The 25,386-nt window shown below is 70.2% G+C and carries 30 protein-coding genes; 15 read left to right on the top strand and 15 right to left on the bottom strand.

Annotated features, from left to right (window positions below; translation table 11 throughout):
* Positions 1 to 735: 735 nt before the first annotated feature.
* Genes KR546_RS14610 through KR546_RS14600 form a run of 3 tightly spaced genes read right to left on the bottom strand, consistent with a single transcriptional unit; the run spans position 736 to position 2,233 of the window.
* Positions 736 to 942 carry a hypothetical protein gene (locus KR546_RS14610; RefSeq protein WP_238445456.1) on the bottom strand — a complete coding sequence of 69 codons (207 nt, stop codon included), beginning with the start codon at positions 940 to 942 and terminating at the stop codon, positions 736 to 738.
* On the bottom strand, positions 939 to 1,619 hold the full coding sequence (locus tag KR546_RS14605; protein ID WP_238445455.1) for a hypothetical protein: 681 nt from the start codon (positions 1,617 to 1,619) through the stop codon (positions 939 to 941). Before KR546_RS14605 ends, KR546_RS14610 begins: the two co-directional genes overlap by 4 nt.
* Entirely contained in the window at positions 1,616 to 2,233 is a 618-nt protein-coding gene (locus KR546_RS14600; RefSeq protein WP_238445454.1) for an RNA polymerase sigma factor, read from the bottom strand. The genes KR546_RS14605 and KR546_RS14600 overlap by 4 nt, the downstream gene beginning before the upstream one ends.
* Before the next feature lie 367 nt (positions 2,234 to 2,600).
* On the opposite strand from KR546_RS14600, the gene corA reads away from it, so the two are divergent.
* Together corA and KR546_RS14590 are read left to right on the top strand one after the other, a co-directional pair.
* Positions 2,601 to 3,581 carry a magnesium/cobalt transporter CorA gene (gene corA / locus KR546_RS14595; RefSeq protein WP_238445468.1) on the top strand — a complete coding sequence of 327 codons (981 nt, stop codon included), beginning with the start codon at positions 2,601 to 2,603 and terminating at the stop codon, positions 3,579 to 3,581.
* Positions 3,582 to 3,942: 361 nt separating this feature from the next.
* Complete coding sequence (locus KR546_RS14590; protein WP_238445453.1) at positions 3,943 to 4,722, top strand: TrkA C-terminal domain-containing protein; 780 nt, start codon at positions 3,943 to 3,945, stop codon at positions 4,720 to 4,722.
* A 330-nt stretch (positions 4,723 to 5,052) separates the two neighbouring features.
* Here KR546_RS14590 and KR546_RS14585 read toward each other — a convergent pair whose 3' ends face one another.
* From KR546_RS14585 to KR546_RS14575, 3 genes are all read right to left on the bottom strand, one after another.
* Positions 5,053 to 5,313: a type II toxin-antitoxin system RelE family toxin gene (locus KR546_RS14585; RefSeq protein WP_238445452.1), complete on the bottom strand. Its 261-nt coding sequence runs from the start codon at positions 5,311 to 5,313 to the stop codon at positions 5,053 to 5,055.
* Entirely contained in the window at positions 5,313 to 5,612 is a 300-nt protein-coding gene (locus KR546_RS14580; RefSeq protein WP_238445467.1) for a type II toxin-antitoxin system Phd/YefM family antitoxin, read from the bottom strand. Before KR546_RS14580 ends, KR546_RS14585 begins: the two co-directional genes overlap by 1 nt.
* Positions 5,613 to 5,818: 206 nt before the next feature.
* Positions 5,819 to 6,334, bottom strand: coding sequence for a hypothetical protein (locus tag KR546_RS14575; protein ID WP_238445451.1), 516 nt, complete (start codon positions 6,332 to 6,334; stop codon positions 5,819 to 5,821).
* A gap of 297 nt (positions 6,335 to 6,631) precedes the next feature.
* On the opposite strand from KR546_RS14575, the gene KR546_RS14570 reads away from it, so the two are divergent.
* The 4 genes from KR546_RS14570 (at position 6,632) to KR546_RS14555 (ending at position 8,687) form a co-directional block, all read left to right on the top strand.
* A complete protein-coding gene (locus tag KR546_RS14570) occupies positions 6,632 to 6,883 on the top strand; it encodes a hypothetical protein (RefSeq protein ID WP_238445450.1) in 252 nt (83 codons plus the stop codon).
* Between the two features lie 4 nt (positions 6,884 to 6,887).
* A complete protein-coding gene (locus tag KR546_RS14565; protein WP_238445449.1) occupies positions 6,888 to 7,175 on the top strand; it encodes a type II toxin-antitoxin system RelE/ParE family toxin in 288 nt (95 codons plus the stop codon).
* A gap of 721 nt (positions 7,176 to 7,896) precedes the next feature.
* A complete protein-coding gene (locus tag KR546_RS14560) occupies positions 7,897 to 8,088 on the top strand; it encodes a hypothetical protein (RefSeq protein ID WP_238445448.1) in 192 nt (63 codons plus the stop codon).
* 146 nt (positions 8,089 to 8,234) lie between these two features.
* A complete protein-coding gene (locus tag KR546_RS14555; protein WP_238445447.1) occupies positions 8,235 to 8,687 on the top strand; it encodes a hypothetical protein in 453 nt (150 codons plus the stop codon).
* A 252-nt stretch (positions 8,688 to 8,939) separates the two neighbouring features.
* On the opposite strand, the gene KR546_RS14550 is transcribed toward KR546_RS14555, so the two are convergent.
* From KR546_RS14550 to KR546_RS14520, 7 genes are all read right to left on the bottom strand, one after another.
* The gene (locus tag KR546_RS14550; RefSeq protein ID WP_238445446.1) at positions 8,940 to 9,437 is read right to left on the bottom strand and encodes a pyridoxamine 5'-phosphate oxidase family protein; all 498 of its coding nucleotides are present in this window, start codon (positions 9,435 to 9,437) and stop codon (positions 8,940 to 8,942) included.
* A 310-nt stretch (positions 9,438 to 9,747) separates the two neighbouring features.
* Positions 9,748 to 10,182 carry an HIT family protein gene (locus KR546_RS14545; protein ID WP_238445445.1) on the bottom strand — a complete coding sequence of 145 codons (435 nt, stop codon included), beginning with the start codon at positions 10,180 to 10,182 and terminating at the stop codon, positions 9,748 to 9,750.
* Positions 10,183 to 10,273: 91 nt separating this feature from the next.
* Positions 10,274 to 10,882, bottom strand: coding sequence for a response regulator transcription factor (locus KR546_RS14540; protein WP_238445444.1), 609 nt, complete (start codon positions 10,880 to 10,882; stop codon positions 10,274 to 10,276).
* A complete protein-coding gene (locus KR546_RS14535; protein ID WP_238445443.1) occupies positions 10,879 to 11,970 on the bottom strand; it encodes a sensor histidine kinase in 1,092 nt (363 codons plus the stop codon). The genes KR546_RS14540 and KR546_RS14535 overlap by 4 nt, the downstream gene beginning before the upstream one ends.
* Before the next feature lie 56 nt (positions 11,971 to 12,026).
* Positions 12,027 to 12,824 carry an ABC transporter permease gene (locus KR546_RS14530; RefSeq protein ID WP_238445442.1) on the bottom strand — a complete coding sequence of 266 codons (798 nt, stop codon included), beginning with the start codon at positions 12,822 to 12,824 and terminating at the stop codon, positions 12,027 to 12,029.
* The gene (locus KR546_RS14525; RefSeq protein ID WP_238445441.1) at positions 12,821 to 13,795 is read right to left on the bottom strand and encodes an ABC transporter ATP-binding protein; all 975 of its coding nucleotides are present in this window, start codon (positions 13,793 to 13,795) and stop codon (positions 12,821 to 12,823) included. Before KR546_RS14525 ends, KR546_RS14530 begins: the two co-directional genes overlap by 4 nt.
* 115 nt (positions 13,796 to 13,910) lie before the next feature.
* Positions 13,911 to 15,263 carry a mycothione reductase gene (locus KR546_RS14520; RefSeq protein WP_238445440.1) on the bottom strand — a complete coding sequence of 451 codons (1,353 nt, stop codon included), beginning with the start codon at positions 15,261 to 15,263 and terminating at the stop codon, positions 13,911 to 13,913.
* Between the two features lie 207 nt (positions 15,264 to 15,470).
* Here KR546_RS14520 and KR546_RS14515 point away from each other — a divergent pair, with 207 nt between their 5' ends.
* The 5 genes from KR546_RS14515 (at position 15,471) to KR546_RS14495 (ending at position 20,596) form a co-directional block, all read left to right on the top strand.
* Positions 15,471 to 15,998, top strand: coding sequence for a GNAT family N-acetyltransferase (locus KR546_RS14515; protein ID WP_238445439.1), 528 nt, complete (start codon positions 15,471 to 15,473; stop codon positions 15,996 to 15,998).
* Between the two features lie 43 nt (positions 15,999 to 16,041).
* Positions 16,042 to 18,189 carry an NAD-dependent DNA ligase LigA gene (gene ligA / locus KR546_RS14510; protein WP_238445438.1) on the top strand — a complete coding sequence of 716 codons (2,148 nt, stop codon included), beginning with the start codon at positions 16,042 to 16,044 and terminating at the stop codon, positions 18,187 to 18,189.
* Positions 18,190 to 18,391: 202 nt separating this feature from the next.
* The gene (gene yczE, locus KR546_RS14505; RefSeq protein ID WP_238445466.1) at positions 18,392 to 18,997 is read left to right on the top strand and encodes a membrane protein YczE; all 606 of its coding nucleotides are present in this window, start codon (positions 18,392 to 18,394) and stop codon (positions 18,995 to 18,997) included.
* 85 nt (positions 18,998 to 19,082) lie between these two features.
* Positions 19,083 to 20,192: a transaldolase gene (tal, locus tag KR546_RS14500; RefSeq protein WP_238445437.1), complete on the top strand. Its 1,110-nt coding sequence runs from the start codon at positions 19,083 to 19,085 to the stop codon at positions 20,190 to 20,192.
* Positions 20,189 to 20,596, top strand: coding sequence for a nuclear transport factor 2 family protein (locus tag KR546_RS14495; RefSeq protein ID WP_238445436.1), 408 nt, complete (start codon positions 20,189 to 20,191; stop codon positions 20,594 to 20,596). The genes tal and KR546_RS14495 overlap by 4 nt, the downstream gene beginning before the upstream one ends.
* Positions 20,597 to 20,706: 110 nt before the next feature.
* Here the strand turns inward: KR546_RS14495 and KR546_RS14490 are convergent, their stop codons facing one another.
* On the bottom strand, positions 20,707 to 21,264 hold the full coding sequence (locus KR546_RS14490) for an isochorismatase family protein (RefSeq protein WP_238445435.1): 558 nt from the start codon (positions 21,262 to 21,264) through the stop codon (positions 20,707 to 20,709).
* A 114-nt stretch (positions 21,265 to 21,378) separates the two neighbouring features.
* Between KR546_RS14490 and KR546_RS14485 the strand changes: the two genes are divergently transcribed.
* The 3 genes from KR546_RS14485 (at position 21,379) to KR546_RS14475 (ending at position 23,844) form a co-directional block, all read left to right on the top strand.
* Complete coding sequence (locus KR546_RS14485; RefSeq protein ID WP_238445434.1) at positions 21,379 to 21,840, top strand: DUF983 domain-containing protein; 462 nt, start codon at positions 21,379 to 21,381, stop codon at positions 21,838 to 21,840.
* A gap of 102 nt (positions 21,841 to 21,942) precedes the next feature.
* Positions 21,943 to 23,376: a threonine synthase gene (thrC, locus tag KR546_RS14480; protein ID WP_238445433.1), complete on the top strand. Its 1,434-nt coding sequence runs from the start codon at positions 21,943 to 21,945 to the stop codon at positions 23,374 to 23,376.
* 132 nt (positions 23,377 to 23,508) lie between these two features.
* Entirely contained in the window at positions 23,509 to 23,844 is a 336-nt protein-coding gene (locus KR546_RS14475; protein ID WP_238445432.1) for a hypothetical protein, read from the top strand.
* Here the strand turns inward: KR546_RS14475 and KR546_RS14470 are convergent.
* Positions 23,841 to 24,722, bottom strand: a complete 882-nt coding sequence (locus KR546_RS14470; RefSeq protein WP_238445431.1) for an ion transporter — start codon at positions 24,720 to 24,722, stop codon at positions 23,841 to 23,843. The two genes, KR546_RS14475 and KR546_RS14470, sit on opposite strands and share 4 nt — an antisense overlap.
* 217 nt (positions 24,723 to 24,939) lie before the next feature.
* Between KR546_RS14470 and KR546_RS14465 the strand changes: the two genes are divergently transcribed.
* On the top strand, positions 24,940 to 25,329 hold the full coding sequence (locus KR546_RS14465) for a YciI family protein (protein ID WP_238445430.1): 390 nt from the start codon (positions 24,940 to 24,942) through the stop codon (positions 25,327 to 25,329).
* Positions 25,330 to 25,386 lie beyond the last annotated feature (57 nt).

Genomic DNA, 25,386 nt, shown 5'->3' with positions numbered 1-25,386 from the left:
TGGGCACCGTCCGTGCAGGGATGGGCGGACGGGACCTGCTCGGGCCATGCTGGCGGCGACGAGGTGGTGGCCGCGGTCGAGGATGTACGCGTCACGCCCAAGTCCGATGCGGCCGCATGTCCGGGAGCGACGAGGACCGCCCCCACGGAGCCTCCGAGACGGGCCCGCGCGCGACGCCGTGCGCTGGCGGCCGTGCACCAGCATCCGCTGACCCGGCATCGGCCAGCGCCGTGTCGACGTCGGGCAGCGCATGCTCGTGTCGCTGCTCCTGCAGCGGTGGCGAACCCTTGCCGGGCAGGGCCGACGCCGGCGCCGGGATCCTGAACCCCCGTGAATCGCGAGTGACCAGCACAGCGACGGACGGTCATGGAATTCGGACATCCCGAGACTCACCACTTCCTGATCGGCGACGCCCGCTTACCGATTCCGGCGGGAGGATCTAGACACTTCCACGAACGGCCACGAACCCTCTGGGAGGACGGGATAGCGCCACTTTCGTTGCCGGCGTCAAGACTCCTGGGAGCTACGGGATCTTCTGTGGCCGCGGGGCGGCCGGTCCAGGCGTCGAGGAGGCGCGGGAACCGAGCGTTCCTGATGACTTGATCGTGCTCGTGGACCGATCCCGTGCGCGAGCGCACGGCAGGAGCACACGGGGCTCGGAACATCAGCCATGCCCGGTCAGCGTCAGTGCCGACGGGTGGTGCGACGTCCTGGATGTACGTCAGGCCGGTGGGTTCATTCGTCGTCGGGGGGGGCGGGCCGTTGGCGGATGCCGTCGTCGGACCAGCCGCCGGGCCCGAAGTCGAACAGGCGCTTGAGTCCGGGTCGTGACGCTGAGCCTGGTCCGACGTCGAACGAACCGTCGGTTTCCCGGCGACCCAGCACCCAGGCGAGGCAGATGACGGCGGCAACGAACAGGGTGATGATGATCCATGGTGTCATGGGGTTTCCTCGGTCGGGGTGTCGCCTTGGTCGGCTTCCCAGCGTTGCAGGGTGTTCCACCAGGTGACGTGGTTGGTCTGTTGTTCGCGCCACAGTGCTTCGATGGCGCGAAGGTGGTCGTGGAAGCAGTCCGCGACGGTCGCGTCGAACGCGGCCATGTCCTGTTCGGGGATGGCGGGGTAGTCGTAGGACCATGCGGGGGGTGCGCCGGGCGGAGGGTCCTCGCGGTGCAGGTCGAAGTCATAGCCCGCCGCCTGGACACAGCCCTGCCAGTCGGCGCTGGCCGTCAACCATTCCTGTTCGGTGATGGTTCCGTCGGCCAGGGCGGGCTGCTGTGCGTCGGTGGCGGCCTCGAGGTCGGCCTCGAGCCGCTCCTGCCAGCGGGCACGCCACGCGGCGTAGCCTGCCGGGTCGTCCGGCGACGCCGCGGCCGTGTCCGGCCCGGCATCGGTCGTGGCGGGAGGTTCGGCAGCGATGTCGACCGTGGGCGTGGCGTCGTCGGCCAGCTGCAGGGCCACCAGCGCGACCATTGCCGCGACCGCCGTCACGGTGGCGCCCATCCCGATCCGGCGCACGCGATCGGCTCGGTCGGCGCGCCGCTGCAGGTCGCGGACGTCCGGCATGGTCAGGTCGTCGGTCGAGCTGGCTTCGTGCAGGGCATCTCGCAGGTCGATCATTGGTCAGCTCCCGGTCGGGTCGAACCGTGGCCGGTCTGGTCCGTGTCATCGGCGACCGGTCCGTCGAGGCGTCGTCGTGGGGACCCGGTCGTGCCCCGATGTCCGTGCCCAGGCCGGCGGACATCGACGTCGGGGATCCCCAGGTCCCGACGCCGCAGCGCCTGGCGGGCACGACTGCTCAACGACTTGACCGTGCCCTCGGCACAGCCCATCACCTCGGCGGTCTCGGCCACCGAACAGCCCACGAAATAGCGCAGGACCACCACCTGGCGCTGTCGGGGCGGCAGGTCACCCACCGCCTCACGCACCACCACCGCCGTCGAGGTGTCGGGCGCAACATCAACGCTGTCCGAGGCACCATGACGCCGACGTGCGCGTTGCTCGGCGTAGCGGCGCCGCCACCACGACCGTGCCGTGTTGAACGCCACCGTCGTCAGCCACCCCTCGGGATTGTCCATCGCGGCGACCTCATCCCAGTGACGGACGAGTTTGACCAAGGCATCCTGTGCGAGCTCTTCCGCAACGTGGCGCTGCCCGACGTACAACGTCAACATCCCGACCACGGTGGCATACCGATCCTCCACGAACCGCTCCAGCGCCGGATCAGTCCGCATCCAGCCTCCGCTCGTCGATCGCCGTGCCCTGGGCATCAGGACGGCGCCCCTGCTCATCGGCGTCCTCACCCACAACGACGCACGACGACCCCACCAGGTTCACATCCAATCCACACCAACACTGCGCGCGCCCCGGTACGGACCCAACATCGTCATGGCTGCAGCGGTGACGACCACCACATCCGAACGCCGCGGACTCGGGAAGTGGCGGACTGAACCGTCGGGGATGTTGAACCGAGGAGATCTCTCCGATCCCGCGACCCTGGGGCCGTGGTCGGATCCGCGGGGGTGGGTGCTTGAAATCGTGGGGCGCCTGGCCACGGGGTAGCACCTAGTCTCCGAGGTCTGCCGAGTGTTGGACGCCCACGTGATCATCGATGCTGCGCTCTACGACGACGGGCGTCGGGTTCAGGGTGAGCCCGACCTGGCGGAGATGGTCGAGCGTGGTCGCGACAACCCCGACGCGTTCGTCTGGGTCGGCCTGTTCGAGCCCGAGGACGCCGAGTTCGAGGAGATCGCGCGGGTCTTCGAGCTGCACCCCCTCGCAGTCGAGGACGCCGTCAAGGCCCACCAGCGGCCCAAGCTCGAACGCTACGGCGACTCGATCTTCCTCGTGATGAAGACCGTGGGTTTCGAGCAGGCCCAGGACGACGAACTCCACATCGGCGAGATCATGGTGTTCCTCGGGGACGGGTTCATCGTCACGGTTCGGCATGGGTCCTTCACCGGGCTGAGCGACATCCGGCAGCGACTCGAGGACGAGCCACGGATGCTGCGCACGGGAGCCGGAGCCGTGCTGCACAGCGTCGCCGACCGTGTCGTGGACGCCTACGAGGTCGTCCTCGACGACCTGGCACCCGACGTGCAGGACATCGAGCGGCAGGTGTTCGCGCCCGGCCGCCACGACCTCGCCGAGCGGCTCTACCACGCCAAGCGAGAGGTCCAGACGATCCGCCGCGCGGTGGCCCCACTCGGCGACGTCTCCAGCCAGCTCGCCGGCAGGGAACCACCGTTGCACGTGGACCCGGCACTGCGGCCCTACATGCGCGACGTGCACGACCACGTCCTCCGCTCGCACGAACGCCTGACGGTCCTGGACGACTTGCTGTCGGACGCGCTGGCGACCAACGTGGCCCAGATCGGCCTGCGCCAGAACGAGGACATGCGCAAGATCTCGGCCTGGGTGGGGATCGTGGCCGTCCCGACGATGGTCGCCGGGATCTACGGCATGAACTTCGAGCACATGCCGGAGCTCGAGTGGCGCTACGGGTACTTCGTGGCGCTGGGCCTGATGGTCGCGATCGCGTTCGGCCTGTACCGGGCCTTCAAGCGAACCGGCTGGCTGTAGCGCCCCGCGACCCCGGGCGGTCGTCCCAGCGGACGGTTTCCGCGACACCCACAAGCGTCGGGTAACCACCGCTCTCGACACTTTCGGCGGTAGGGCCGAAACCTCGGAGAGCAACCCGCTCTGAACAGTCTCGAATCGTAGGCGTGACCTCGGAGATCCACCCGCTCCCGACCCTCTTGGCCGTTCAGGATGAGCACTCCGAAGCGGCCGTGACGTGCCCAGTGCTTTGCGACCACGTTCGACATGCCAGGACCCTCGGTGGTTTCAGCCACGGTCGGGTGTGCGGCGTGTGACGGACGTGAGCTGGTGACCTGGGGCTCTGTGCGCTTCTAGCGTGCCGGTCTAGTGGTGGATCGAAGGGATGGCGATGCGGACGGTCATGTACTTCCTCACGGCAGTGGCGTTGTCCATGGTGGTGACCCGGACCGCGACCGTTGCGCTGACGATGACGGGCCTGTCCCGCCAGGCAGCGCGGTTCCAGGCACGGTCGGCGTTTTCGGGTGCGGGGTTCACGACAGGCGAGGCCGAGTGGGTGGTCAACCACCCGGTGCGTCGCCGGATCGTGATGCTGCTGATCCTGCTGGGCGGTGCCGGGCTGGTCACCTCGCTCGCAACGTTGGTGGTGTCGTTGTCCCGTCTCGAGCAGGGCGCCGCCGGGGCCGTCCCGGTCGCGCTCGTCGGTGGGGTCGCGGCGTTGTGGGCCATCGGTGGTAGTCGCGTGGTCGACCGTTGGGTCTCGCGGCTCATCGAGTGGCTGCTGGACCGGTTCACCGAGCTGGAGGTCCGCGACTACGAACATCTGCTGCACCTGTCGGACGACTGGAAGGTCGGCGAGCTGCACATCGAGGAAGGCGACTGGATCGTCGGCGTGCCCCTCGAGGACCTCGACCTGCCCGAGGAAGGGGTCGTGGTGCTGGGCGTGCAACGCGCCGACGGCCGCTACGTCGGGGCACCGAGGCCCAGCACGCGCCTGCACCCCGGCGACACGGTGCTTCTCTACGGACAGGACCGCACCATCGATGAGCTCGATCGTCGACAGGCGGGGGCCTCGGGCGATGACGCGCACGATGCATCACAGGCCCGCCACGACACCTTGGTCGAGGAGCAACAGCAAGGCGAACGAGCCGCGGGCGAAACCTGAACCCGGTGTAGCTCCACGTGGCTCGGGCCTGCATCTGCGCCACCTGCGCCATGGCAGCGCAGGCGACAACGACGGTTCCTCATGGAGCGAGGGAGGCGGAGGGCCGGGTTGGCTGGTGCGGTCCTGATGAAGTGGCGACCCCATGATCGGTTGTGAGAGCCCTTGTCTCGGGCCCGCACGACGGTGGGTCCGAGTCCTCCTCGACGTCGCAACGATCGTTCCGTAGCGGACTGATCAGCAACTGGCGCCCTCTGCTATCCACCGTTCTCGCCACTCTGCGGAGCCGCTGGCGAATGGCCTCAGCGCCTGGGTCGATCCCCCGCCCTGGCCCTATCGAGGATCCGTGCCGTAGGCCTGACTTCGGTGCCGGATCGCGACGACCCGGACTGTCGTGTCGTCGCGGAACTCATAGATGATCCGGTAGACGCCGACCCGATACGACCACAGGCCCGTGAGGCGCCCGCGCAGTCGGTACCCCACCGTTGGATCGCGTTCCAGCACACCGAGGGCGTCGAGGATGGCCGCCGCCAGCAGGTAGTCCAACTGGCCGAGGGCATCGCGGGTCGTGCGCGCAAGGACGACCTTTGCCACTACTGTGACTCGCGGGTCACGTGCTCCTGACGGACCTGTTCGAGGGCCACGACATCGTCGGCTGCCAGGTCCTCCAACCCCTGTTGGATCGCCGCGAGGGTGACGTCGTCAGAAAGGATCTCGGCGGTCTCTTCCAGCGCGTGGTATTCGTCCACCGGGACGACAACGGCCGACGGCCGACCGTGGCGGGTGATGGTCACGTGCTCGCGGCGATCAGCCACCTCGTCGAGGAGGTCAGCGAGGTGGCTACGGAACTCTCGGACAGGCACGGTCTTTGGCATGGGGGCAATGTACATCATCGCGTACACATCGATGCTGCCGCCCCGGCAGCAGACACGACAGTCGACCAGGAACTGTCCGAATCACCGCCCCGGGAACCGGAACCCGCCCGCTGACGGGGCATCGGAGAACACCCGCACTCGCCACCCTCGAGGACGCTGGCGAAGCCCTCGGAGACCCACCGGTCCCGACACCTCCTGGAGGTGGCGACGGGCGTGGCCCGATGTCAGCTCGCCGTCGGCGTCGGAGAGCCTTCGAGCGGGCAGTCGGTGCGTGAGTCGACCCGTGGGCTCGCACACACGATGAGTTCGGCCGGGTAGATCTGCTGCTGGGTCACCCCCTCGCGGGTGTACACCACACGGATCGCCGATCGCTCCAGGCGGCCCGTGGTGGTGGCGACCAGCCCCAACAGCAGCTCGGCACCGTCGGGGTGATCCGGCACGACCATCGGTGGCTCGACGTCGATCGGCTCGATCGACGCCAGGGACTGTCGGTCCTCGGCGTTGGTGACCAGCTCGGGTGGGAACGCCTCGAAGAACTGCACCGCCCCCAGTTCGCGTTCTGGCAGCGCCAGTTGGAACCCGACCACTTCGAGATTCTCACTCCCGATGATGTCGACACGGTCCAGCGTCACCGGCCCGCCGTTGTCGGCGATGGTCAGCACTTCCAATCCGTCGGTGAAGGGCTGGTCGACCTCGACGGCGATCGACCAGCCGTGAGGCGGCGGCTCTCGCAGTGCCACACCGGTACCTGGCTGGGGCGCGCACGCCGACAACATCGCCGTCGCCGACAACATCGCACTCATGGTGGCCGCAGCAACGAATCTGGCCGTGGACAAGGCGACTCCAGCAGCGGCGACCTGACCGGCCGCACCAGCACGCGCACCCTACTCAGCCGAGCAACATCGGAGTCCGACCGAGTACCGCTCGGGATCTTTGAAACCACCTTTCTCGCATGGGCAGGGGACCGGACTGAGTCGGTCGAAACCGCCGTTGAGCATGAAGTGCACGAATCGTGTCGCAGCGTGTAGTCTCGCGGAATGAGCAGCCAACGCCTCAACATCACCCTGGACGGCGAGCACGCCTCGAAGCTGGCGCAGCTCGCGGCGCGCGTGCACGTCAACGAGGGCACGCTCGCCCGGTCCCTGCTGTCGTCGGCCATCGACGACGCCGACCCTGATCCCGACAACGTCGTCGCCGTGCTCGACGGCATCGACGGGGCCTGGGAACGGGCCCAGCAGGGCATCGACCAAGCCCGTACCGGGGACACCGTCGCCCTCGAGGACCTGTGACGGAGTGGCCACCGTCGAACTCGCCAAGACCGCGGTCGAAGACCTCGACAGGCTGATCGCCACTCACAGCCTCCCGGCCGACACTCGGCGACGGGTGCGGGTCACGCTGGCTCCCCTGGTCGAGTTCCCTCGCCTGGGCCCGGAACTGGCAGGCCGCTGGAACGGCATGCGTTTCGTGCTCGGCCCGTGGCGCTGGATGATCATTGTCTGCACCCACGACGAATCATCCGACCGGGTCGTGGTCGTGAGCATCCACGACGCCCGGTCGAGTCGCTCCCCGACCATGCGGTAGCCACCGGATCTCGACACTCCTACAGTCGCAGTGCCCCGCCGGTGGCCTCGTCCTGGTACGTGCCCGACCACGGCTCCCCTACGGTGGATCTTGTCTGTCAGCGAGAGACACCAGTGACGTGCTTGCCTGGCTGCAGATGTCAAGCGGCGTGCTCCTACAGGACGAGGCGCTACCCGTCGCAGTCTCGCTGCTGGGCCGAGTGGTGGATGACCATGACGACAGATCCGATGCACGGTCTGTCCTGGCCGGTGCTCCTCGGCGGGTCAGCGCGCCCGATCGGGTGTTGGGTGGACTTCATCGACAAACCTCTGGATGACGTTGTCGAGGTCTTGTCCACGTTTCGTTCGCAGGTCGGGGCGAGGGACTACTCGTTGACCGCCATGCAACCACTCCGTCAGTGCCTGGATGACCTGGACCCGATGCAGGCTCCGTGGACGGTCGAGGTGGTGGTCGATTGTGGGAGCTGGACGGCCTACCTGAACAACTTCATCGGCGGGGGCGACCCGACGGCGTCTGCGTCGGTCCTGGCCGAACGCCTGGACGCCCGCCACGTCACCGTCGGCCACCACCCGCGCCATGGGCTGGCCGAGGCAAGCACCCAGCTCTGGCTGCACGGCCCGTCCGGTGAGCCACCGCTGCGTACATCCGCACGTTGTCGGCTGTCACCACCGACGGCCGATGGAGCTGGCACGCCAGCGGCGACCCACAGCCATGGGAGCAGGTGGAGCGCTACGACGCGCGTCGCATCCGTGATCGCTTCGACCGCGAACTCCTGGTCGACTACCTGGCTGCGCTCGGCATCGCTGTCGACGATCCGGACTTCTACGGCGACGGACGAACGCTCCGCCAGCGCGTGCCATGGAAGTCCCGCGAGGTGACCGTGGCTCAGTACATCGCCGAGAGCCAGTGGTAGCCGGTCGATCCGGCAAACACTGGCGAGAGGTCAGCAGGCGCGCTGCACTCGTTCCTTCGGTTCTTGGACACCTGGCGGGCGCGAACCGGAAGCTTGCATGACGTGGGCCTACGGTGGTCCTCGTACGCAATGGTGAAGGACGACTGGTGCAGGTCCGAAGGGGGCTCTTCTCGCCACTCATCGTGCTCGTGCTGGTGGCTACGGGCTGCACGGCACCGTCCGCGACGCCCGCTGCGTCGACCGGTCCCACCGAAGCCGAGACGATCGACCTCGACGGTCCACCCGAAGCCAACCTGGATCTTGGCTCCGGGACGCTGGTGGTCGCGGCAGGCGGAGACGGTCTCCCAGGCAGGGTGTCGTCGTCGACCGGGCTTGGTACCGATGTCACCATCCACGTCCGTTGCCTCGGCGACGCGGACATCGCGCTCATCGAGGAGCAGGGCATGCCCGACGATGAAACCGAGGCGCTTGTCTGCGATGGCCGCCAGCACGACCTCCAACGTTCGTTCGCGACGAGCCCGAGTTCGCTGGAGGTCGTCCCGGTGATCGATGGACCAGGCACCCAGGCGGAATGGGTGGTGGCCGTGACCACCGAATGACCGTGGTGATCCTGCACCATCGGGCCAACAGGCAGCATGAGTGCTGGTCTTGAGGCTCCCGTCTCGACGGCTCATCGGCAGGCGACCCAGACATCCACTCTGGTGAGCGGGTCGACTCCACGTGGCGGTCGCCGGTGCCCCGGTCGTGTGCTGGTCCCGCGCATGAGCGCACGAGAAGAGCACACGACATGGTTCCGGCGCTTCCGCGGCAGCGGCGAGCCCGGGGGGCTCTGGGCGATCAGGGTCCTCGTCTCATGCCCGTGGGTCGACGGCCACCCGCCGGTCCGTGCCGGAACCATGGATCGGGTCACCGGCCCTGATGTGCACCTCCCACGTGTGGACGTTGAGCACCCACAGTCGGAGGTCGGCGTCGCCCGTCAGTTCCTCGGCGGCGAAGGCTCGGCCTCCTCGTCCCGGGTCGAAGGCCTTGGGCAGGTGCTGCGCGATCTCGTCGGCCTGGACTTCCTTCGCGGTGCCGGTCACGTAGACCGCTCGCTGTCGGGGTCCCGGGGGCACGGTCGAGTCGAAGACCACCCCGCTGACCCGGTCGTCGCGCTCGAGGTTGCGTGAATGGTGCGTGTTCGGGTCCGACACCCAGTAGAGGTCCTGGTAGCCGTGTGGCACGAAGTACACCGGTGAGGTGCGGGTCTGCCCGTCCTCGTCGATCGTGCCGAGCACCACGTAGCGGACCTCGTCCAGCACCTCGCGAGCCATCGCCGCCAGGTCGGATGGGTGGGCTTCATTCCCCACGACGTCTCGCCCTCGGTTGCTCGCCCGGGTCGGTCACCTTCCTCGCCGCCGACTCGACCAGTCCTTGATCACCCGGACCAATCGCATGCCCACGTCGGATCACCGCCGCCATACAGGGAGGCTGTCCCGGCGAAGTCCGCGTTCGGGTCTGGCGTTGGCCCGTCGTGGTCGGCGTTCCGCTGACCTGGGAGGCGCTTCTCAGGAGCCGGCATCGCAAATCCTCGTCGCCGTGAACGACCACTGAACATGCGATCACCGTCCCGGTCAACTGGCAGCATGTCCGTTGCGCCACGAGACGGCCTGGGGGCAATCAGGCATCACCCGACGCGTCGCGGGTGGCGAGACTTCCACGCAGGTGTGTGGCCACCCGCTCCAGCTCCCGGGGAGTTGTGCGGTTTCGGTGGCCGTCGAGGAGGGCCCGCGACGTGATGTCGTGGTAGTCGTGCATCGGCACGACGTGGACGTGGGCGTGCGGCTGGTCCCAACCGGCGACGACCAGTCCCACCTTCGTCGGCCGGTGGACCTCGTCGATCACGGTGGCGATCGTCCTCACCACGTCCATCAGCGCCCGGTACGAGGCGGGCGGCAGGTGGTGGAAGTCCGGTTCATGGACCCTGGGGACGACGAGGGTGTGTCCGGGATTGATCGGCGTGGTGTCGAGGAAGGCCATCACCACGGCGTCCTCGTGGACGATGTGGGCCGTCAGCGACCCCTCCGTGATCCGGCAGAACGTGCAGTCGTCCATGTTCTCCTCCGCCCGGTCCGGCGGTCTCCGCCCGTCGTCGCGTCGGGCAGCCAGGGCGGCCGTACGCCAGACCGTAGAGCCTGGGTTGGAGTCACAGGAGGCCGCGGTCGCGGGCCGTGGCGGCCGCCTCGGTGCGGTTGCGGGCGTGCAGCTTGGTCATGGCCGACGACAGGTAGTTGCGCACGGTGCCCTCGGCGAGGTGGAGCCGTGCGGCGATGTCGCGGTTGGGCAGGCCGTCGCCGGCCAGCGCGAGGACCTGGCGCTCGCGTTCCGTCAGCCCGGCGGGGGTGTCCCACGCCTGCACGGCCAGCTCCGGCGCGACGACCCGACCGCCGTCGCGGACCGTGCGCAGGGCGTCGACGAGCTCCGCGACCGGGGCGGCCTTGAGCACGTACCCGGCGACGCCTGCCTCCATCGCGCGTCGCAGGTAGCCGGTGCGGGCGAAGGTCGACACCACCAGCACGCGGCTGGGCAGTCCCTCGTCGCGGATCGCGGTGGCCAGTTCGAGGCCGGACATGTGGGGCATCTCGACGTCGGTGACCACGACGTCGGGCCCCAACTCGCGGACCATGTCCAGTCCCGCCCGGCCATCGGGCGCGCGACCCACGACCTCGACGTCGGGCTGCAGGTCGAGCAGCTGCGCGAAGGCGTCGCGGATCATCCGTTCGTCCTCGACCACCACCACGCGGACGACGCTCATGCCGGTACCTCCACGGTCAGCCGGGTGCCGTTGGTCACGTCGCGGTGCACGACGCCACCGACCGCCAGCACCCGTTCGCGCATGCCACGCAGGCCGTTGCCCTCCTCGGTCCCGCCACCGACGCCGTCGTCGACGACCACCAGCACCCACTGGTCCGTGACGCGGTCGAGGGTGACGGTGCACCGCGACGCGCGGGCATGGCGGACGACGTTGGTCGTCGCCTCGCGGAGGGCCAGGGCCAGGATGCGCTCGACGAGCGGGCCCGGCTGGCCGGCGGCGGTGACGTCTGCCGACAGGTCGACGCCGGCGGCGCCCAGCGTCCGTGCCGCCGTGTCGACCTCGTCGACCAGTGACACCTGCCCCAGTCCGTCGATGGCCGCGCGGACCTGGGCCAGTGCATCACGCGCACTGGTCTCGAGGTCGGCCGCCTGGGCCGTGGCGGTGTCGGGATCGCTCGGCAGCAGGCTCTGCACCAGTTGCGCCTTGACGACCAGGCCGGTGAGGCTCTGGCCGACCAGGTCGTGGAGGTCCCGCGCGATGCGTTCGCGCTCGTCGGCGGTGGCGAGCTGCTCGATGCGGACGTTGTCGATGCGCAGTCGCTGGGCCTCGTCGTGGCGGCGCGCGTCGGCCGTCACGAGCCACCCGATGACCCAGATGAACACCACCGAGGGCAGGATGCCGTAGAGGCGGAACGGCCACGGCACGGGCGACACCAGCACCAGCAGGCCGCACAGCCCGGTGAGGCCGGCCTGCCACCACACGACCCGGCGACGGTCGACCCACGCGACGTTGGCGATCGCGTACACGAACAGGACGGATGCGCCGATGTTGAACATCGTCGCGACCGTGCCGAGCGCGATCGTGGCGGCCAGGGCGATCCGCTTGAAGCGGGGATCGGGGTGGTGGGCCAGGACGTAGATCGGCACGAACAGCACGACCACGCCAACGACCACGAGCCAGTCGACCCAGTCGGCGCTCTCGTCGAAGAACGGTTGCCACAGCAGGTTGAACAGGTACAGGAGGTGGACGTACTCGCCCGCCGGCATCCACGTCGACATCGGGGGCGTGGGGCGCCGATGGTGCGTCATGTCGCCACCCCCGACAGCGACCGCTGCCGAGGGTGACGTCGTGTGCTGCGCGTCGGTCACCGGTGCGACCGGGTCCAGGTCCACCTCGCGACCAGCCCGGCGATCCCGGTGGCGACCACGAGCACGACCAGGTGACCCAGCCATGGTCCACCTCCCAGGGGTGCGGCCGCCAACTTCGCAAGATGGTAGGTCGGCAGCCAGGGCGCGATCGTGGCGACGAAGTCCGGCAGTGACTCCAGGGGGAACCACAGACCGCCGGCGATCGCCAACGGCAGCAGGATCGCGTTGAGGATGGCGGTCGTGGCGTTGGGCGACGCGATCGCGCCGACCGCCAGGCCGAGCAGGGCGAACACCTGGCACCCGACGATCAGTGCAACCACCAGCAGGAGCCACTGGCCGAGCGTGATGTCGAGCACGCCCATGGCCGCGGAGGTCACGGTCATGGCACCGAGGATCCCGACGACGTAGGGCACCGTCGCGATCACCTTGGCGGCGAGGCTGACACCCACCGGGACCGGCGAGACCTTCACGGCCTCCAGCCAGCCGTTCTCGCGGATCGTCGCCAGCCCGATGCCCGGGGTCGACATCGTCGCGGCGATGGCGCCGTAGGCACCGAACGTCGCGAGCATGACCGTGCCGGCGGGCAGGCCGTCACCGGTCGTCTCGGCGCCGAACATGCCGACGAACAGGGCGAAGAAGGCCACCGGCATCACGATGCTGAAGAACAGCGTGGCCGGCTCGCGTCGGATCATCCGCATCTCGTCGCGGACCTCCAGGGCCAGCATGGTGGGCAGGGACGGTCGGGAACGCGCCGTGGCGCCGGACCCGACCATGGGGGTGGTCGTCGCGGTCATGCCGCGTCCTTCCGGTCGTGGTGGGTGGTGGAGGTCGGACGTGGGCCGCGCGCGTCCCCGGCGCCGCCGAGCGTGGCGACGGCGTCCTCGAGGCTGGCCCCGACGACACGCAGGCCATGTGCGGCCGGGTCGAGGACCAGCAGTTGGCGCAGGACGTCCTCGGGTCGGCGGGTCACGATGCTGGTGCGATCACGCCGTGCCGGGTCCGGGTCGTCGGCCGGCGCGCGGTCGATCGTGAGCACGCCGGGGAGGGCCGCCAGGCTGGCGGTGGCCACGGTCGTGTGCACGTGGATGGTGCGGTCCGGCAACTGGTCGGTCAGGACCGTCGGGGTGGCGTCGGCCACGATCCGGCCGGCCGACAGGACCGCCACCCGGTCGGCCACGGTCCCGGCCTCGGCCACCAGGTGGGTGGTCAGCAGGATCGCGGTCCCGCGCTCCCGACGCGCGGCCAGGTGCTCCCAGGTGGCACGCCGACTCGCCAGGTCGAGCCCCTCGGTCGGCTCGTCCAGGACCAGCAGGTCCGGGTCGGTCACCAGCGCCCGGGCGAGCTGGAGTCGACGCTGCTGGCCGCCGGACAACGTCCGGGTCCGGCGCCCCGCCAGGTCATCGATGCCGAGGTCGGCCAGCATCCGGTCCGCATCGGCCGTGGTGCGACCGGCCCGCAGCGCGGCACCGACGACCAGTTCCCGCACGGTCAGGTGGCTCGGGAAGGCCGTGGCCTGGAGCATGACCCCCAGGCGTGCCCGGACGTCGGCATGGCGAGGGTCCCCACCGGCGACGGTCACGGTGCCGCCGTCGGGGACGAGCAGTCCCGTCGCCGCCCGGATCAGGGTGGTCTTGCCGGCGCCGTTGGGACCCAGGAGCGCCAGGCACTCCCCGGGTCGCACCGACAGGTCGACGTCGTCGAGTGCTCGGCGTGTGGCCCCGGGGTAGCGGTGGGACAGCCCGTGGACGTGGAGCGGGGTGTGCATGATCGGTTCCTCGGTGGGTCGATCACCACCGTGGCCGACCACGCCGTCGTGGCACAGTCCAGCCCGTCACCTCTGCCCCGTGACATCTGTCACGGTCCGCACGGATCGCCTGGTCTCACCAGTCGAAGGCCAGCAGGGCCTGCTCGACGACCTCGGGCAGGGCCGGATGGATCCACCACTGGTCGCGGGCCAGTTGCTCGACGGTCTGGCCGAACCGCATCCCCTGGATCAGTTGCTGGATCAGGGTCGACGCCTGCGGACCGATCACGTGGGCCCCGACCAGCAGGTGCGTGTCACGGTCGGCGAGCAGCTTGACGATGCTGCTCGTGTCCTCCATCGCCCAGCCGTAGGCCGTGCTGGCGTAGTCGTGCACCACGATGGCACAGTCGATCCCGGCGGCGCGCGCCTCGGGCTCGGTCATCCCCACCGACGCCACCTGCGGGTCGCCGAAGACGGCGTGGGGGACCGGGCCCAGGTCCAGCGACCGTAGGTCCTCGGGGTGGACGATGTTGTGGGCCACCAGTCGCGCGTCCGCGTTGGCCTTGTGCTTGAGCTGCTGGGGACTGGAGATGTCGCCCAGTGCCCAGATCCCGTCCGCGGTGGTCCGCCCGTGGTCGTCGACCACCACGTAGCCCTCGCCGTCCAGCTCGACCCCGGTCCGCTCCACTCCCAGGTCCCGGCCGTTGGGCGTGCGACCAGTGGCGACCAGCAGCGCGTCGCCCACGACCTCCCCGTCACCCGTGATCACGACGACCTCGTCGCCGCGCTGCTCCACCTCCACCAGGGACGTGCCCAGTCGGAGGTCGAGCCGGCGGCCGTAGGCAGCGGTGATCCGACGACTCACCTCCGGATCCTCGTCGGTCACCAGGCCCGCACGTCGGACCAGCATCGTCACCTCGCTGCCCAGTGCCGCCAGGACGTGGCCCATCTCGACCCCGACGAAGCCGCCGCCGATGATCGTCGTGCGGGCGGGAAGCTCGTCGGCACGCATGATCGTGTCGGAGGTGTGGAAGTCGACGTCGGCCAGGCCGGGGATCGCCGGCACGTGCACGTGGGCTCCGGCCGCGAGGACGATCGTGTCGGCACTGATGACCTGGTCGTCGACGGCCAGGTCCTTGTGGCCGACGAAGCGTCCGTGGGTCTTGAACAGGTCGACGTTGTCGGCCTGCTCGCGGTAGACCTCGCCGGACGCGGCGATCGGGTCGATGCGCCCGAAGATCCGGTCGCGGATGGCCGGCCAGTCCGCCCCCGCGAAGCTCGTGTCGATCCCGAACCGGTCCGAGGTCGCGGCGATCCGCGCCCGGTCCGCGGTGTGCACGAGCATCTTGGACGGGATGCAGCCCCGGTTGAGGCAGGTGCCTCCGAGCGGCCCGTCCTCGACCAGGGCGACGTGCCAATCGTCGTAGTCGGGGGTCAGCAGCGAGTTGCCGGAGCCGGACCCGATGATGATGAGGTCGTGGGTGGTCACGCGAACCTGCCGGTCGGTCGTCGATCGGGTGGTGCACGGTAGGGCCGCGGCCGGCGGTCGGCGGCCGTCCGTCACCCCGCAGCCCATCCGGCAGTCGTCGCACCTGCTGGCACACCGGCGGCCGACCGGGCAGGATGTCGTCGGTGGTTTCCGGGAGTGGGCAGGCGGTCCCGGACCGACACGGCGCTCGGGGGAAGGAGCACCGCCGTGGACCTGGGACGTCGCTGGGAGCTCGACCGGGTCGGTCCCGACGACTGGCGGCGATGGTCGTCGGTCCGGTTGGCCGCACTCGCAGACGCACCGGAGGCGTTCTCGTCGTCGCTGGAGGTCGAGGAGGCGTTCGACGAGGCCCGCTGGCGGCAGCGCCTGACCGGCGGGCCGCGGGTCGTCGCCCGCGTGCTCGGCGGCGACGTCGGCCTGGTCGGCGCCCACCTGGGGGACGGCCCGGACCGACCCCAGCTGTACGGGCTGTGGGTGCACCCGGTGTGGCGCGGGACCGGGCTGGCCGACGCGCTGGTCGTCGAGGTGCTGACGTGGGCGCGCGAGACCGGCCACGACCACGTGGGGCTGTGGGTCATGGACGGCAACGACGGTGCGCGCCGCCTGTACGACCGGCACGGCTTCCGACGCGACCGGGAGCCTGCCACCCCACCCCCGGGTTCGTGCGAGGTGTTCCTGCGCCGCGACCTCGTCGCTCCACGGACGGCCGACCGGACGGTCGCGGGCGACGGTTAGGCTCGCCACGGCCGACCCGCCCCCGCACGCTGGGAGTGACCCCGTGAGCGATCCCGACCTGCCCGACGTCCCCCGGGACCGCGCGGCTGCCCGGGCGCGCCACGACCAGCTCGCCCCGGTCCTGCGCGACGCCCGGTACCGGTACTACGTGCTGTCGGACCCCCCGATGACCGACGCCGAGTTCGACCTGTTGTGGCGGGAGCTGCTCGCACTGGAGGAGGCTCACCCCACCCTGGCCACGTCGACGTCCCCGACGGCCGAGGTCGGTGCCCCGGTGGACAGTGCGTTCCCCCCGCACCGCCACCTCGAGCCGATGCTGTCGCTGGACAACGTGTTCTCACGCGAGGACCTCGCAGCCTGGCGGGAGCGCGCGGCCGGTCCGCTCGACGACGACCCCCGGTGGGTCTGCGAGCTCAAGATCGACGGCGTCGCGATCTCGTTGACCTACGTCGACGGGGTGCTCGCCACCGCCGCGACCCGGGGCGACGGGGTCACCGGCGAGACCGTCACCCAACAGGTCCTGACGCTCGACGACGTGCCGTACCGGCTCGTCGGCGACGACGCCGACATCCCGTCGCTGGTCGAGGTCCGGGGCGAGATCTACTACCCGCTTGAGGCGTTCGAGGCGATGAACGCCGAGCGCGTCGAGGCGGGCGAGGCCGCCTTCGCCAACCCCCGCAACGCCGCCTCCGGGGCCCTGCGCCAGAAGGATCCGGCCGTCACGGCCACCCGGCCGCTGTCGCTGTGGATCCACGGGATGGGCGCGCTGCAGCTGGGTGGCACGGCTCCCGACCCCGAGGACCCCGACGCCGGCGAGGCGACGCCGGACCCGACCGACGAGGCGCTGGGGTCCGGCCCGGGGGCCGCGGCGTTCGCCACCCACGCCGGGTTCCTCGACTGGTGCGCGCGGGTGGGTCTGCCCGTGGCCGCCGAGACCCTGGTCACCGACGACGCCGACGAGGTCTGGGACTTCGTCGACCACTGGACCACCCACCGCCACGAGCCCACCTACGAGATCGACGGGGTCGTGGTGAAGGTCGACGACCTCGCCCAGCGCCGGCAACTGGGCTCGACGTCGCGCGCGCCCCGTTGGGCCATCGCCTACAAGATGCCCCCGATCGAGGCGACGACGCTGCTGCGCGACATCGAGATCAACACCGGACGCACGGGTCGGGTCACCCCGTTCGCCGTGGTCGAGCCGGTGACCGTGTCCGGCGTGACGATCACCTACGCCACCCTGCACAACGAGATCCAGGTCCATGCCAAGGACGTCCGGATCGGCGACACGGTCAGCGTCCGGCGCGCCGGCGACGTGATCCCCGAGGTCGTCGGCCCGGTCCTGTCCGAGCGCCCCGACGACGCCCGGACGTGGCACATGCCGGCCGAGTGCCCGTCGTGCGGCACCCCGCTGGTCCGACCCGAGGGCGAGGCGCACCACTTCTGCGAGAACGTCGACTGTCCCAACCGGATCCTGGAGTCGCTGAGCCACTTCGGCGGTCGCAAGGCACTCGACATCGAGGGGCTGGGCTACAAGACCGCCAAGCTCCTCCTGGACGAGGGCCTCGTCGCCGACCTCGCCGACGTGTTCGCCCTCGACCGGCGCCGCGAGGACCTGCTGGCCCTGGAGGGGTGGAAGGAGAAGTCGGTCGACAACCTGCTGGCCGGGATCGACCGGGCCCGCGCGCAGCCGCTGGACCGCCTGCTGGTCGGCCTCAACATCCGCCACCTGGGCCCGACCGTCGCCAAGCTGCTCGCCCGATCCTTCGGCGACATGTCGGCACTGGCGACCGCATCGGTCGAGGACATGGCGGCGATCGACGGCATCGGTCCCGTCATCGCCGAGGCCGTGGCGTCCTTCTTCGCCATCGACCGCAACCGCGAACTGGTCGACAAGATGCGTGACCTGGGCATGCGCATGACCGCCGAGGAGGAGGCCACCACCTCCGACGTGCTGGACGGCCTGTCGATCGTGGTCACGGGCACGCTCGAGGGGTTCAGCCGGACCGAGGCCAAGGACGCGATCGAGTCCCGCGGCGGCAAGGCGACATCCAGCGTGTCCGGCCGCACCAGCGCGGTCGTCGTGGGCGACTCGCCCGGCTCCAAGGCCGACAAGGCACGCGACCTCGACGTCCCGATCCTCGACGAGGCCCAGTTCGTCGAGCTCCTCGACAGCGGCACGCTCCCCACGTAGCCGGCCATGCCGGTGGGGCGAACCTGGGCCTGGTCGTGCGGTCGGCGACCGTTTGGCGGTGACGAGGTGAGGTTTTCCCGCCCCGGATGGACGTCGTCGGCCGTACGTGGTCACACTGCGGCCACGTCGACCCCGGAACGTCGTGTCCACCCCCACCTCCACGCCGCCACGGCCCGCACCGCGGCCGTTCCTGCGCGACCGCATGGGTCGCCGGCTGGTGCTGCTGTTCGTCGGGCTGCTGCTGTTCGGCATCAGCCTGGGGATGATGGTCCAGGCCGGGCTCGGGGTCGGGCCGTGGGACGTCCTCCACCAGGGACTGGCGCTGCGCACGGCGTGGTCGTTCGGCACGATCGTCATCGTGGCCAGCGTCGCGGTGCTGCTGTTGTGGATCCCGCTGCGGGAACGACCCGGGATCGGGACCATCGCCAACGCGATCGTCATCGGGCTGGTCGTCGACGCCACGCTGCAGGTCCTGCCGCCCGCCACCACGACTGCCTCCCAGTGGTCGTTGATGGTCAGCGGGGTCGTCCTCAACGGCCTCGCGACGGGCCTGTACATCGGGGCCGGACTCGGGCCGGGACCACGTGACGGGCTGATGACCGGACTGGCCGCACGCGGGTACCCGGTGTCGACCGTGCGCACCGGCATCGAGCTGGTGGTGCTGGCCTGCGGATGGCTGCTCGGCGGCACGGTCGGCATCGGCACGGTCGCGTTCGCCCTCGCGATCGGACCGCTGGCACAGCTGTTCCTCGGCTGGTTCACGCTGGCCGACCTGCCGACCACGGCGGAGCCCTCGGCAGCGTCCTGACCGACGACACGTCCGGGTGCGCACGACACGGCCCCCGCCGTCGGGGCGGGTCGACGCCCCGCATCGTCCGGCTACCGTTGTGGGCATGAACACTTCTCCGCTCCACCGCCTGCACACCGCCGGGGTCTCGCCCTGGGTCGACCAGATCTCGCGTCGCATGCTCGACGCGGGTGACCTGGAACGACACGTCTCCGAGGACGCCATCCGTGGGGTGACGTCCAACCCCTCCATCTTCGCCAAGGCCATCACCGGCTCCAGCGACTACGACGACCAGGTGTCCGAGCTGGCCGGTCGTGGCGCCGAGCCCACCGAGCTGATCCAGACGCTCATGGCCGACGACCTGCGCCGGGCCTGCGACGTGCTGCGCCCGCTGTACGACCAGTCCGACGGTCGGGACGGGTTCGTGTCGGTCGAGGTCACGCCGACCCTGGCCCACGAGACCGAGGCCTCGATCGAGGAGGCCCGGCACTGGGCCAAGACGATCGACCGCCCCAACCTGCTGGTCAAGATCCCTGCCACCGAGGAGGGGCTGCCCGCGATCGAGCAGCTCATCGCCGAGGGGATCTCGGTCAACGTGACCCTGATCTTCTCGCTCCAGCGCTACCGCGCCGTGATGCAGGCCCACCTGGCCGGCCTTGCGCGCGCGCACGCCGACGGGCTCGACCTGTCGACCATCGCCTCGGTGGGGTCGTTCTTCATCTCGCGGATGGACGTCGAGGTCGACGGCCGCCTGGACGAGATCGGGACCGACGAGGCCATGGCACTGCGCGGCACGACCGCGATCGCCAACGGCCGCCTGGCCTACGAGGCCTACCTCGAGACCTACCGCGGGGAGCAGTGGCAGGAGCTGGCCGCCGCCGGCGCCCGTGCACAGCGTCCGCTGTGGGCATCGACGTCGACCAAGGACCCGGACTACCCGGACACCCTCTACGTCGACGCCTTCGTCGCGCCGAACACGGTCAACACGATGCCGCTCGAGACGATCGAGGCCTACCAGGACCACGGGGACTTCCCGGTCGCCTTCGGACCCGAGGAGATCGCCGAGGCCCACCAGACCCTCGAGCGCATGGAGGCCGTCGGCGTCGACTACGACGACGTCATGGTGGTGCTCGAGCGCGAGGGCGTCGAGAAGTTCATCACCTCCTGGGACGAGGTCGTCGACGACGTGGCCAGCGAGGCCGACAAGCTCCGGTGACCTCCTCCGATCCGCCGATCCCACCCCCGCTGGCAGGCCTGCTGGCGGGGGTCGGTCGTGCCTTCGAGGGGGACGCCGACGCCATCGAGGACGTGGTCACCGACGACGTCGCCTGGGTGGACGACGACGAGCGGCTGGACGGCGTCGACGAGGTCGTGGGCCACTTCCTGGCCCACGGTGGCTGGCGCGAGGTGTTCGAGGTGCAGGCTGCGCGTCCGGCCGACGACGGGCCCGACAGGGATCACTGGGAGGTCGACTGGACCCTGTGGCTGCGGGCGGACTCGACCAGCTACCGCCGGGACGGCACGTCCCGGGTGGTGTTGGCAGGCGGCCGGATCGCGTCGTGGACCTCGACCGCCACCGAGCGCGAGGACGGCTCGCTGGACGCCTGGGGCGGCGACTGACGCGCACCATGCCGCCGGACCCCGATGCGTCGAGTGTGCGGTTCGCGGTCACCGGTGGCCCCGATGCGCACACTCGACGTGGTCGCAGGAGCGGTGGGGGTGGACGGACGTCAGGCGTGGAGGAGGGTGACGCCGGCGGCGCGGAGCTGGTCCAGGGCCTTGGCCGTGGTGTCGGGGGCGACCCCGGCGGCCAGCGACAGGTCGACGGTCGTGTCGAGGTCGTGGGCGGCGGCGTCCAGGGCGGTGGCACGCACGCAGTGGTCCGTGGCCAGCCCGCCGATGACCACCCGGTCGATCCCGTGGTGGTCGAGCAGGTCGGCCAGCGTCGTGCCGTCGTCGGTCGTGCCCTCGAAGCCGCTGTAGGCGGCCTCGTGCTCGCCCTTGGACACGATCGCGTCCAGTGCCAGCACGTCCAGCCCGGGATGGAACGAGGCCCCGGCCGTGTCGACCCGGCAGTGCGGTGGCCACGAGTCGACGAAGTCGGGGTCGTCGGAGAAGTGCCCACCCGGATCGACGTGGAAGTCGCGCGTGGCGACCACCAGGTCGTAGTCCGCCTCGGCGAGGTGGCGGCTGATCGCCCGGGCGACGTCCCCGCCACCGTCGACGGGCAGCGACCCCCCCTCGCAGAAGTCGTTCTGGACGTCGACGGCGAGGAAGGCAGTGGTCATGGGGGTGCTCCGGACGAGGGCCTGGACGACGGTCGGTACAGGTCGGAAGTGTAGGTCCCGGGGATAGGCTGGCCGGGCGTGGGGTCGCCTCGAGGACGCCCCGAGGAGTGCAGCGTGTCGGCCGACGAGCAGCTCCCGCACTGGGACGTGATCGGCCGTGGGCTGATCGGCCACTGCCCCCGCTGCGGGGGCGGCGGCCTGTTCGTCTCGCCACTGGACATCCGCGAGGACTGCCCGAGCTGTGGACTCCACTTCGAGCGCGAGGAGGGCTACTGGCTCGGCTCGGTCACGGTGATCGTGTTCGTGGTCCTGGTCGTCTTCGCGGTGGTCTCGGTCGGGGGGATCATGGCCTTCTGGCCCGACGTGCCCTGGGTGGGCGTGACCGTGGCGGGGATCGTGGTCAACGCCGCCGTCCCGGTGCTGGGCTACGGCTGGGCCAAGACCGCGTGGCTGGGCATCAACTACGGCTTCCACCCGCCCGAGGCGGCCGAGGAGGCCGACACCATCGCCCGGCACGCCGCGCGGCTGGTCGATCCGGGGCCGTCGGGTCACCCGGAAGACGACGCCCCGCGGTGAGCCACCCCTGGCGGGGGCGTTGGCGGTGCGCGGAGCCGGTAGCGTCGTCGCGGCGTGACGGTGCTCGTCACGGGCCCGGAATCGTTCACCCGGAAGTTGATCATGCAGTACGTCAGCACGCGGGGTCGCGCAGAACCGACCGACTTCTTCGGTGCCCTGATGACGGGCCTGGCCCACGACGGTGGCCTGTACGTGCCCGACGAGTGGCCGACGCTGTCACCCGACCTGATCCGCAGCCTGCGGTCCATGCCCTACAGCCAGGCGGCGTGGGAGGTCATGCGCCCGTTCGTCCACGGGGGGTCCGCCGGGGACGCCGGTGACCGCGGCATCAGCGACGCGACCCTCCACACCCTGCTCGACGAGGCCTACGCCAGCTTCGTGCACCACTCGGTCGCCCCGCTGTTCCAGACCGGGCCCGACGAGTGGCTGCTGGAGCTCTACCACGGGCCGACGCTGGCGTTCAAGGACGTCGCGATGCAGGTGCTCGGGCGGATGTACGAGCACGTGCTGCGGTTCCACGATCGCCACATCACCCTGATCGGTGCGACCTCCGGCGACACGGGGTCGGCGGCCATCGAGGCGGTGCGCCGCTCGACCCGCTCCAGCATCTTCATCATGCACCCGCACGGGCGCACCACCGAGGTGCAGCGTCGCCAGATGACGACGGTGCAGGCACCCAACGTCCACAACATCGCGATCGAGGGCACCTTCGACGACTGCCAGCGGATCCTCAAGGAGCTGTTCAACGACGGGCAGTTCCGCGACGAGGTCGCGTTGAGCGGGGTCAACTCGATCAACTGGGCCCGGGTCCTGCCCCAGGTCGTCTACTACGCCACGGCGGCGTCGTCGCTGGGTGCGCCCGACGTCGAGGTCAGCTTCAGCGTCCCGACCGGCAACTTCGGGGACATCTTCGCCGGGTACGTCGCCCGCCAGATCGGTGTGCCGATCCGCCGGCTGGTGATCGCCACGAACGACAACGACATCCTGGCGCGGTTCCTGGCCACCGGCCGCCACGAGCTCGAGGACGTCACCCCGACCATCTCGCCGTCGATGGACATCCAGGTGTCGTCGAACTTCGAGCGGCTCCTGTTCGACATCCACGGACGTGACGGCGACCGCGTCACGGCCGACATGGAGGCCCTGGCGCGCGACGGCGTGTTCACCGTCGACGAAGCGTTGCTGGACGACGTGCGATCCCTGTTCGGGGCCCACCGTGCGGACGAGGCCCAGACGCTGGCCGCCATCCGTGCGGTGTTCGACGAGACCGGCTTCCAGGTCGACCCCCACACGGCAGTGGGCTTCCACGCGGCTCGGGAGGACCGACAGGGTCGACCCGACCCGGGGGTGCCGATGGTCGTGCTCGGCCCGGCCCATCCCGCGAAGTTCCCCACGGCGGTCGAGCGGGCCACCGGCGTGCGACCGGCCCTGCCGCCGCACCTGTCGGACCTGTACGACCGGGAGGAGCGACTGGCCGTGCTCCCGGCCGACCTCGCGACGGTCCGGGACCACATCCGCGCCAAGCTCGCCCGGACCTGAGTGGCCCATCCGGGCTGGGTGTCACGTGCTATTGACAACGGGCTCCGGACCGTGGCAGGGTGGTCCGACGAGCGGGTACCGCCGTCGACAGGGGGTCGGGGGGACGAGGCGCGTCTCGTGAGGGGTCCAACCATGAAGAAGTTCACGATACTGCTCGGCGCGCTCGTGCTGATGTTCCTGGGCACGGTTGCCGGAGCCGACGAGCACGAGTTGCCGAAGCATCCGCACGTGCTGGTCATCGGGCTGGAGTTCGACGAGGAGACGGAGACGCCGATCAGCGTCGATCGATGCGTCGACCTCGCCGCCAACCAGGCCCTGCGGTTGAACGCCCAGCACGACCACCTGCACTTCGGGACTGCCGGCGCGGCGCTGGGCGACAAGGGAGGCCACGCGGTGGTGCCGGTCGCGCCGTTCCCCGGGGTCCCGTGGACGGACTGTGCCAGCCTGCTGGAGTTCTTCGGTCTCTAGTCGTCGGCGGCTGGTGACCTGTCCGCTGCTGGTGCGGTGTGCAACACCGCACCACAGCGCTGGCAGTGGACTGCGCGGACGTCGTGGTCGTCCCACCCGCAGGCGGGGCAGGTCGGCTGGGGCGCGTCGTGGGCCCGCGCCGACGCCACCTCGGCCGAAACGATCCCGGTCGGCACGGCGATGACGCTGTAGCCCATGATCATCAGTGCGGCCGCCAGCACCTGGCCCAGGCCCGTCTGGGGGGCGATGTCGCCGAAGCCGACCGTGCTCATCGTCACGATCGACCAGTACACCCCGCGGAACATCGAGTCGAAACCGTTGGCGGCGCCCTCGATGACGTACATGGTCGACCCGACGATGACGTTGATCAGCACGACCGACAGGAGGAACACCGCGATCTTGCGCGCCGAGGACCGGACCGCGTCCAGCAGGAAGTTGGCCTGGCGCAGGAAGTGCGCCATCTTGAAGACCCGGAAGACCCGCATCAGCCGCAGCGACCGCACCACCAGCAGGGACTGTGCACCCGGCACGACCAGGGCGAGGTAGACCGGCAGGACCGACAGCAGGTCGATGACACCGAAGAAACTGCGCGCGTAGCCGCGTGCGGACGGGGCGGTCCACAGCCGGGCCAGGTACTCGAGCGTGAACAGTGCCGTGACGACCCACTCGAGTGCCACGATCAGTTGGCGGTTCTCCTCGCGTACCCCCGGGACCGTCTCCCACATGACCAACAGCACGCTGGCGACGATCAACACCAGCAGGACGACGTCGAAGGCCTTGCCGGCCGGGGTGTCCGCCTCGAAGATGATCCGGCGGAGCCGCTCGCGGAGGGTCGCCTCGTCGGACGGGGCCGCGGACGAGGTCGGCGGGGACGCCATGGGTGCTCCCGTCGGTGCTCGGAGGTCGGGTCGTCGTGCGAGGATAGGTCTGCGACACTCGGTTCCTGCGCCGCTCGGCCCCGGGCCGCAGCGCGCACCTGCGGGCGCCAGACGCTCACGACCGGTCGCCGTCCATGGAAATGTCGAGACTGGCCCCGGGTCGATCGTCGTCCATGGTGAGGCGGGAGATGCCCGCCCGACGCCCGAGGAGCAACCCATGCCGCACTACCTGCTTGCCGTCCACACCTCCGACGACCCACCCTCGGACCACGAGCCGTCCCCGGAGGAGCGCCAGGCCGGGTTCCGCACCCTCGTGGAGGTCGAGGACGACATGCAGGTCACCGGCACGTGGGTCTTCAGCGGTGGCCTGACCGGCCCCGACGACGCCACGGTGCTGCGGCGCGACAGCGGCCGGCTGGTCACCACCGACGGCCCCTTCGCGGAGTCCAAGGAGCACATCGCGGGCTTCTACGTGATCGAGGCCGCGGACCTCGACGAGGCGCTGGGCTGGGCCGATCGGGTCACGTCGTGCCTCGGGGTGCCCATCGAGGTCCGTCCCTTCGCCGCGACGGGTGACCTGCGATCGCAGAGGGGTCCGGACGCCTGAACGTCGCCGCACGCCGGCGGGCCGGGTCGATGGTCGACCCGGCCCGCACGTGCTGGT

It is taken from the genome of Salsipaludibacter albus (assembly GCF_019798055.1).
Lineage (GTDB): Bacteria > Actinomycetota > Nitriliruptoria > Nitriliruptorales > Nitriliruptoraceae > Salsipaludibacter > Salsipaludibacter albus.
This window is presented reverse-complemented; position numbering and strand designations above follow the sequence as displayed.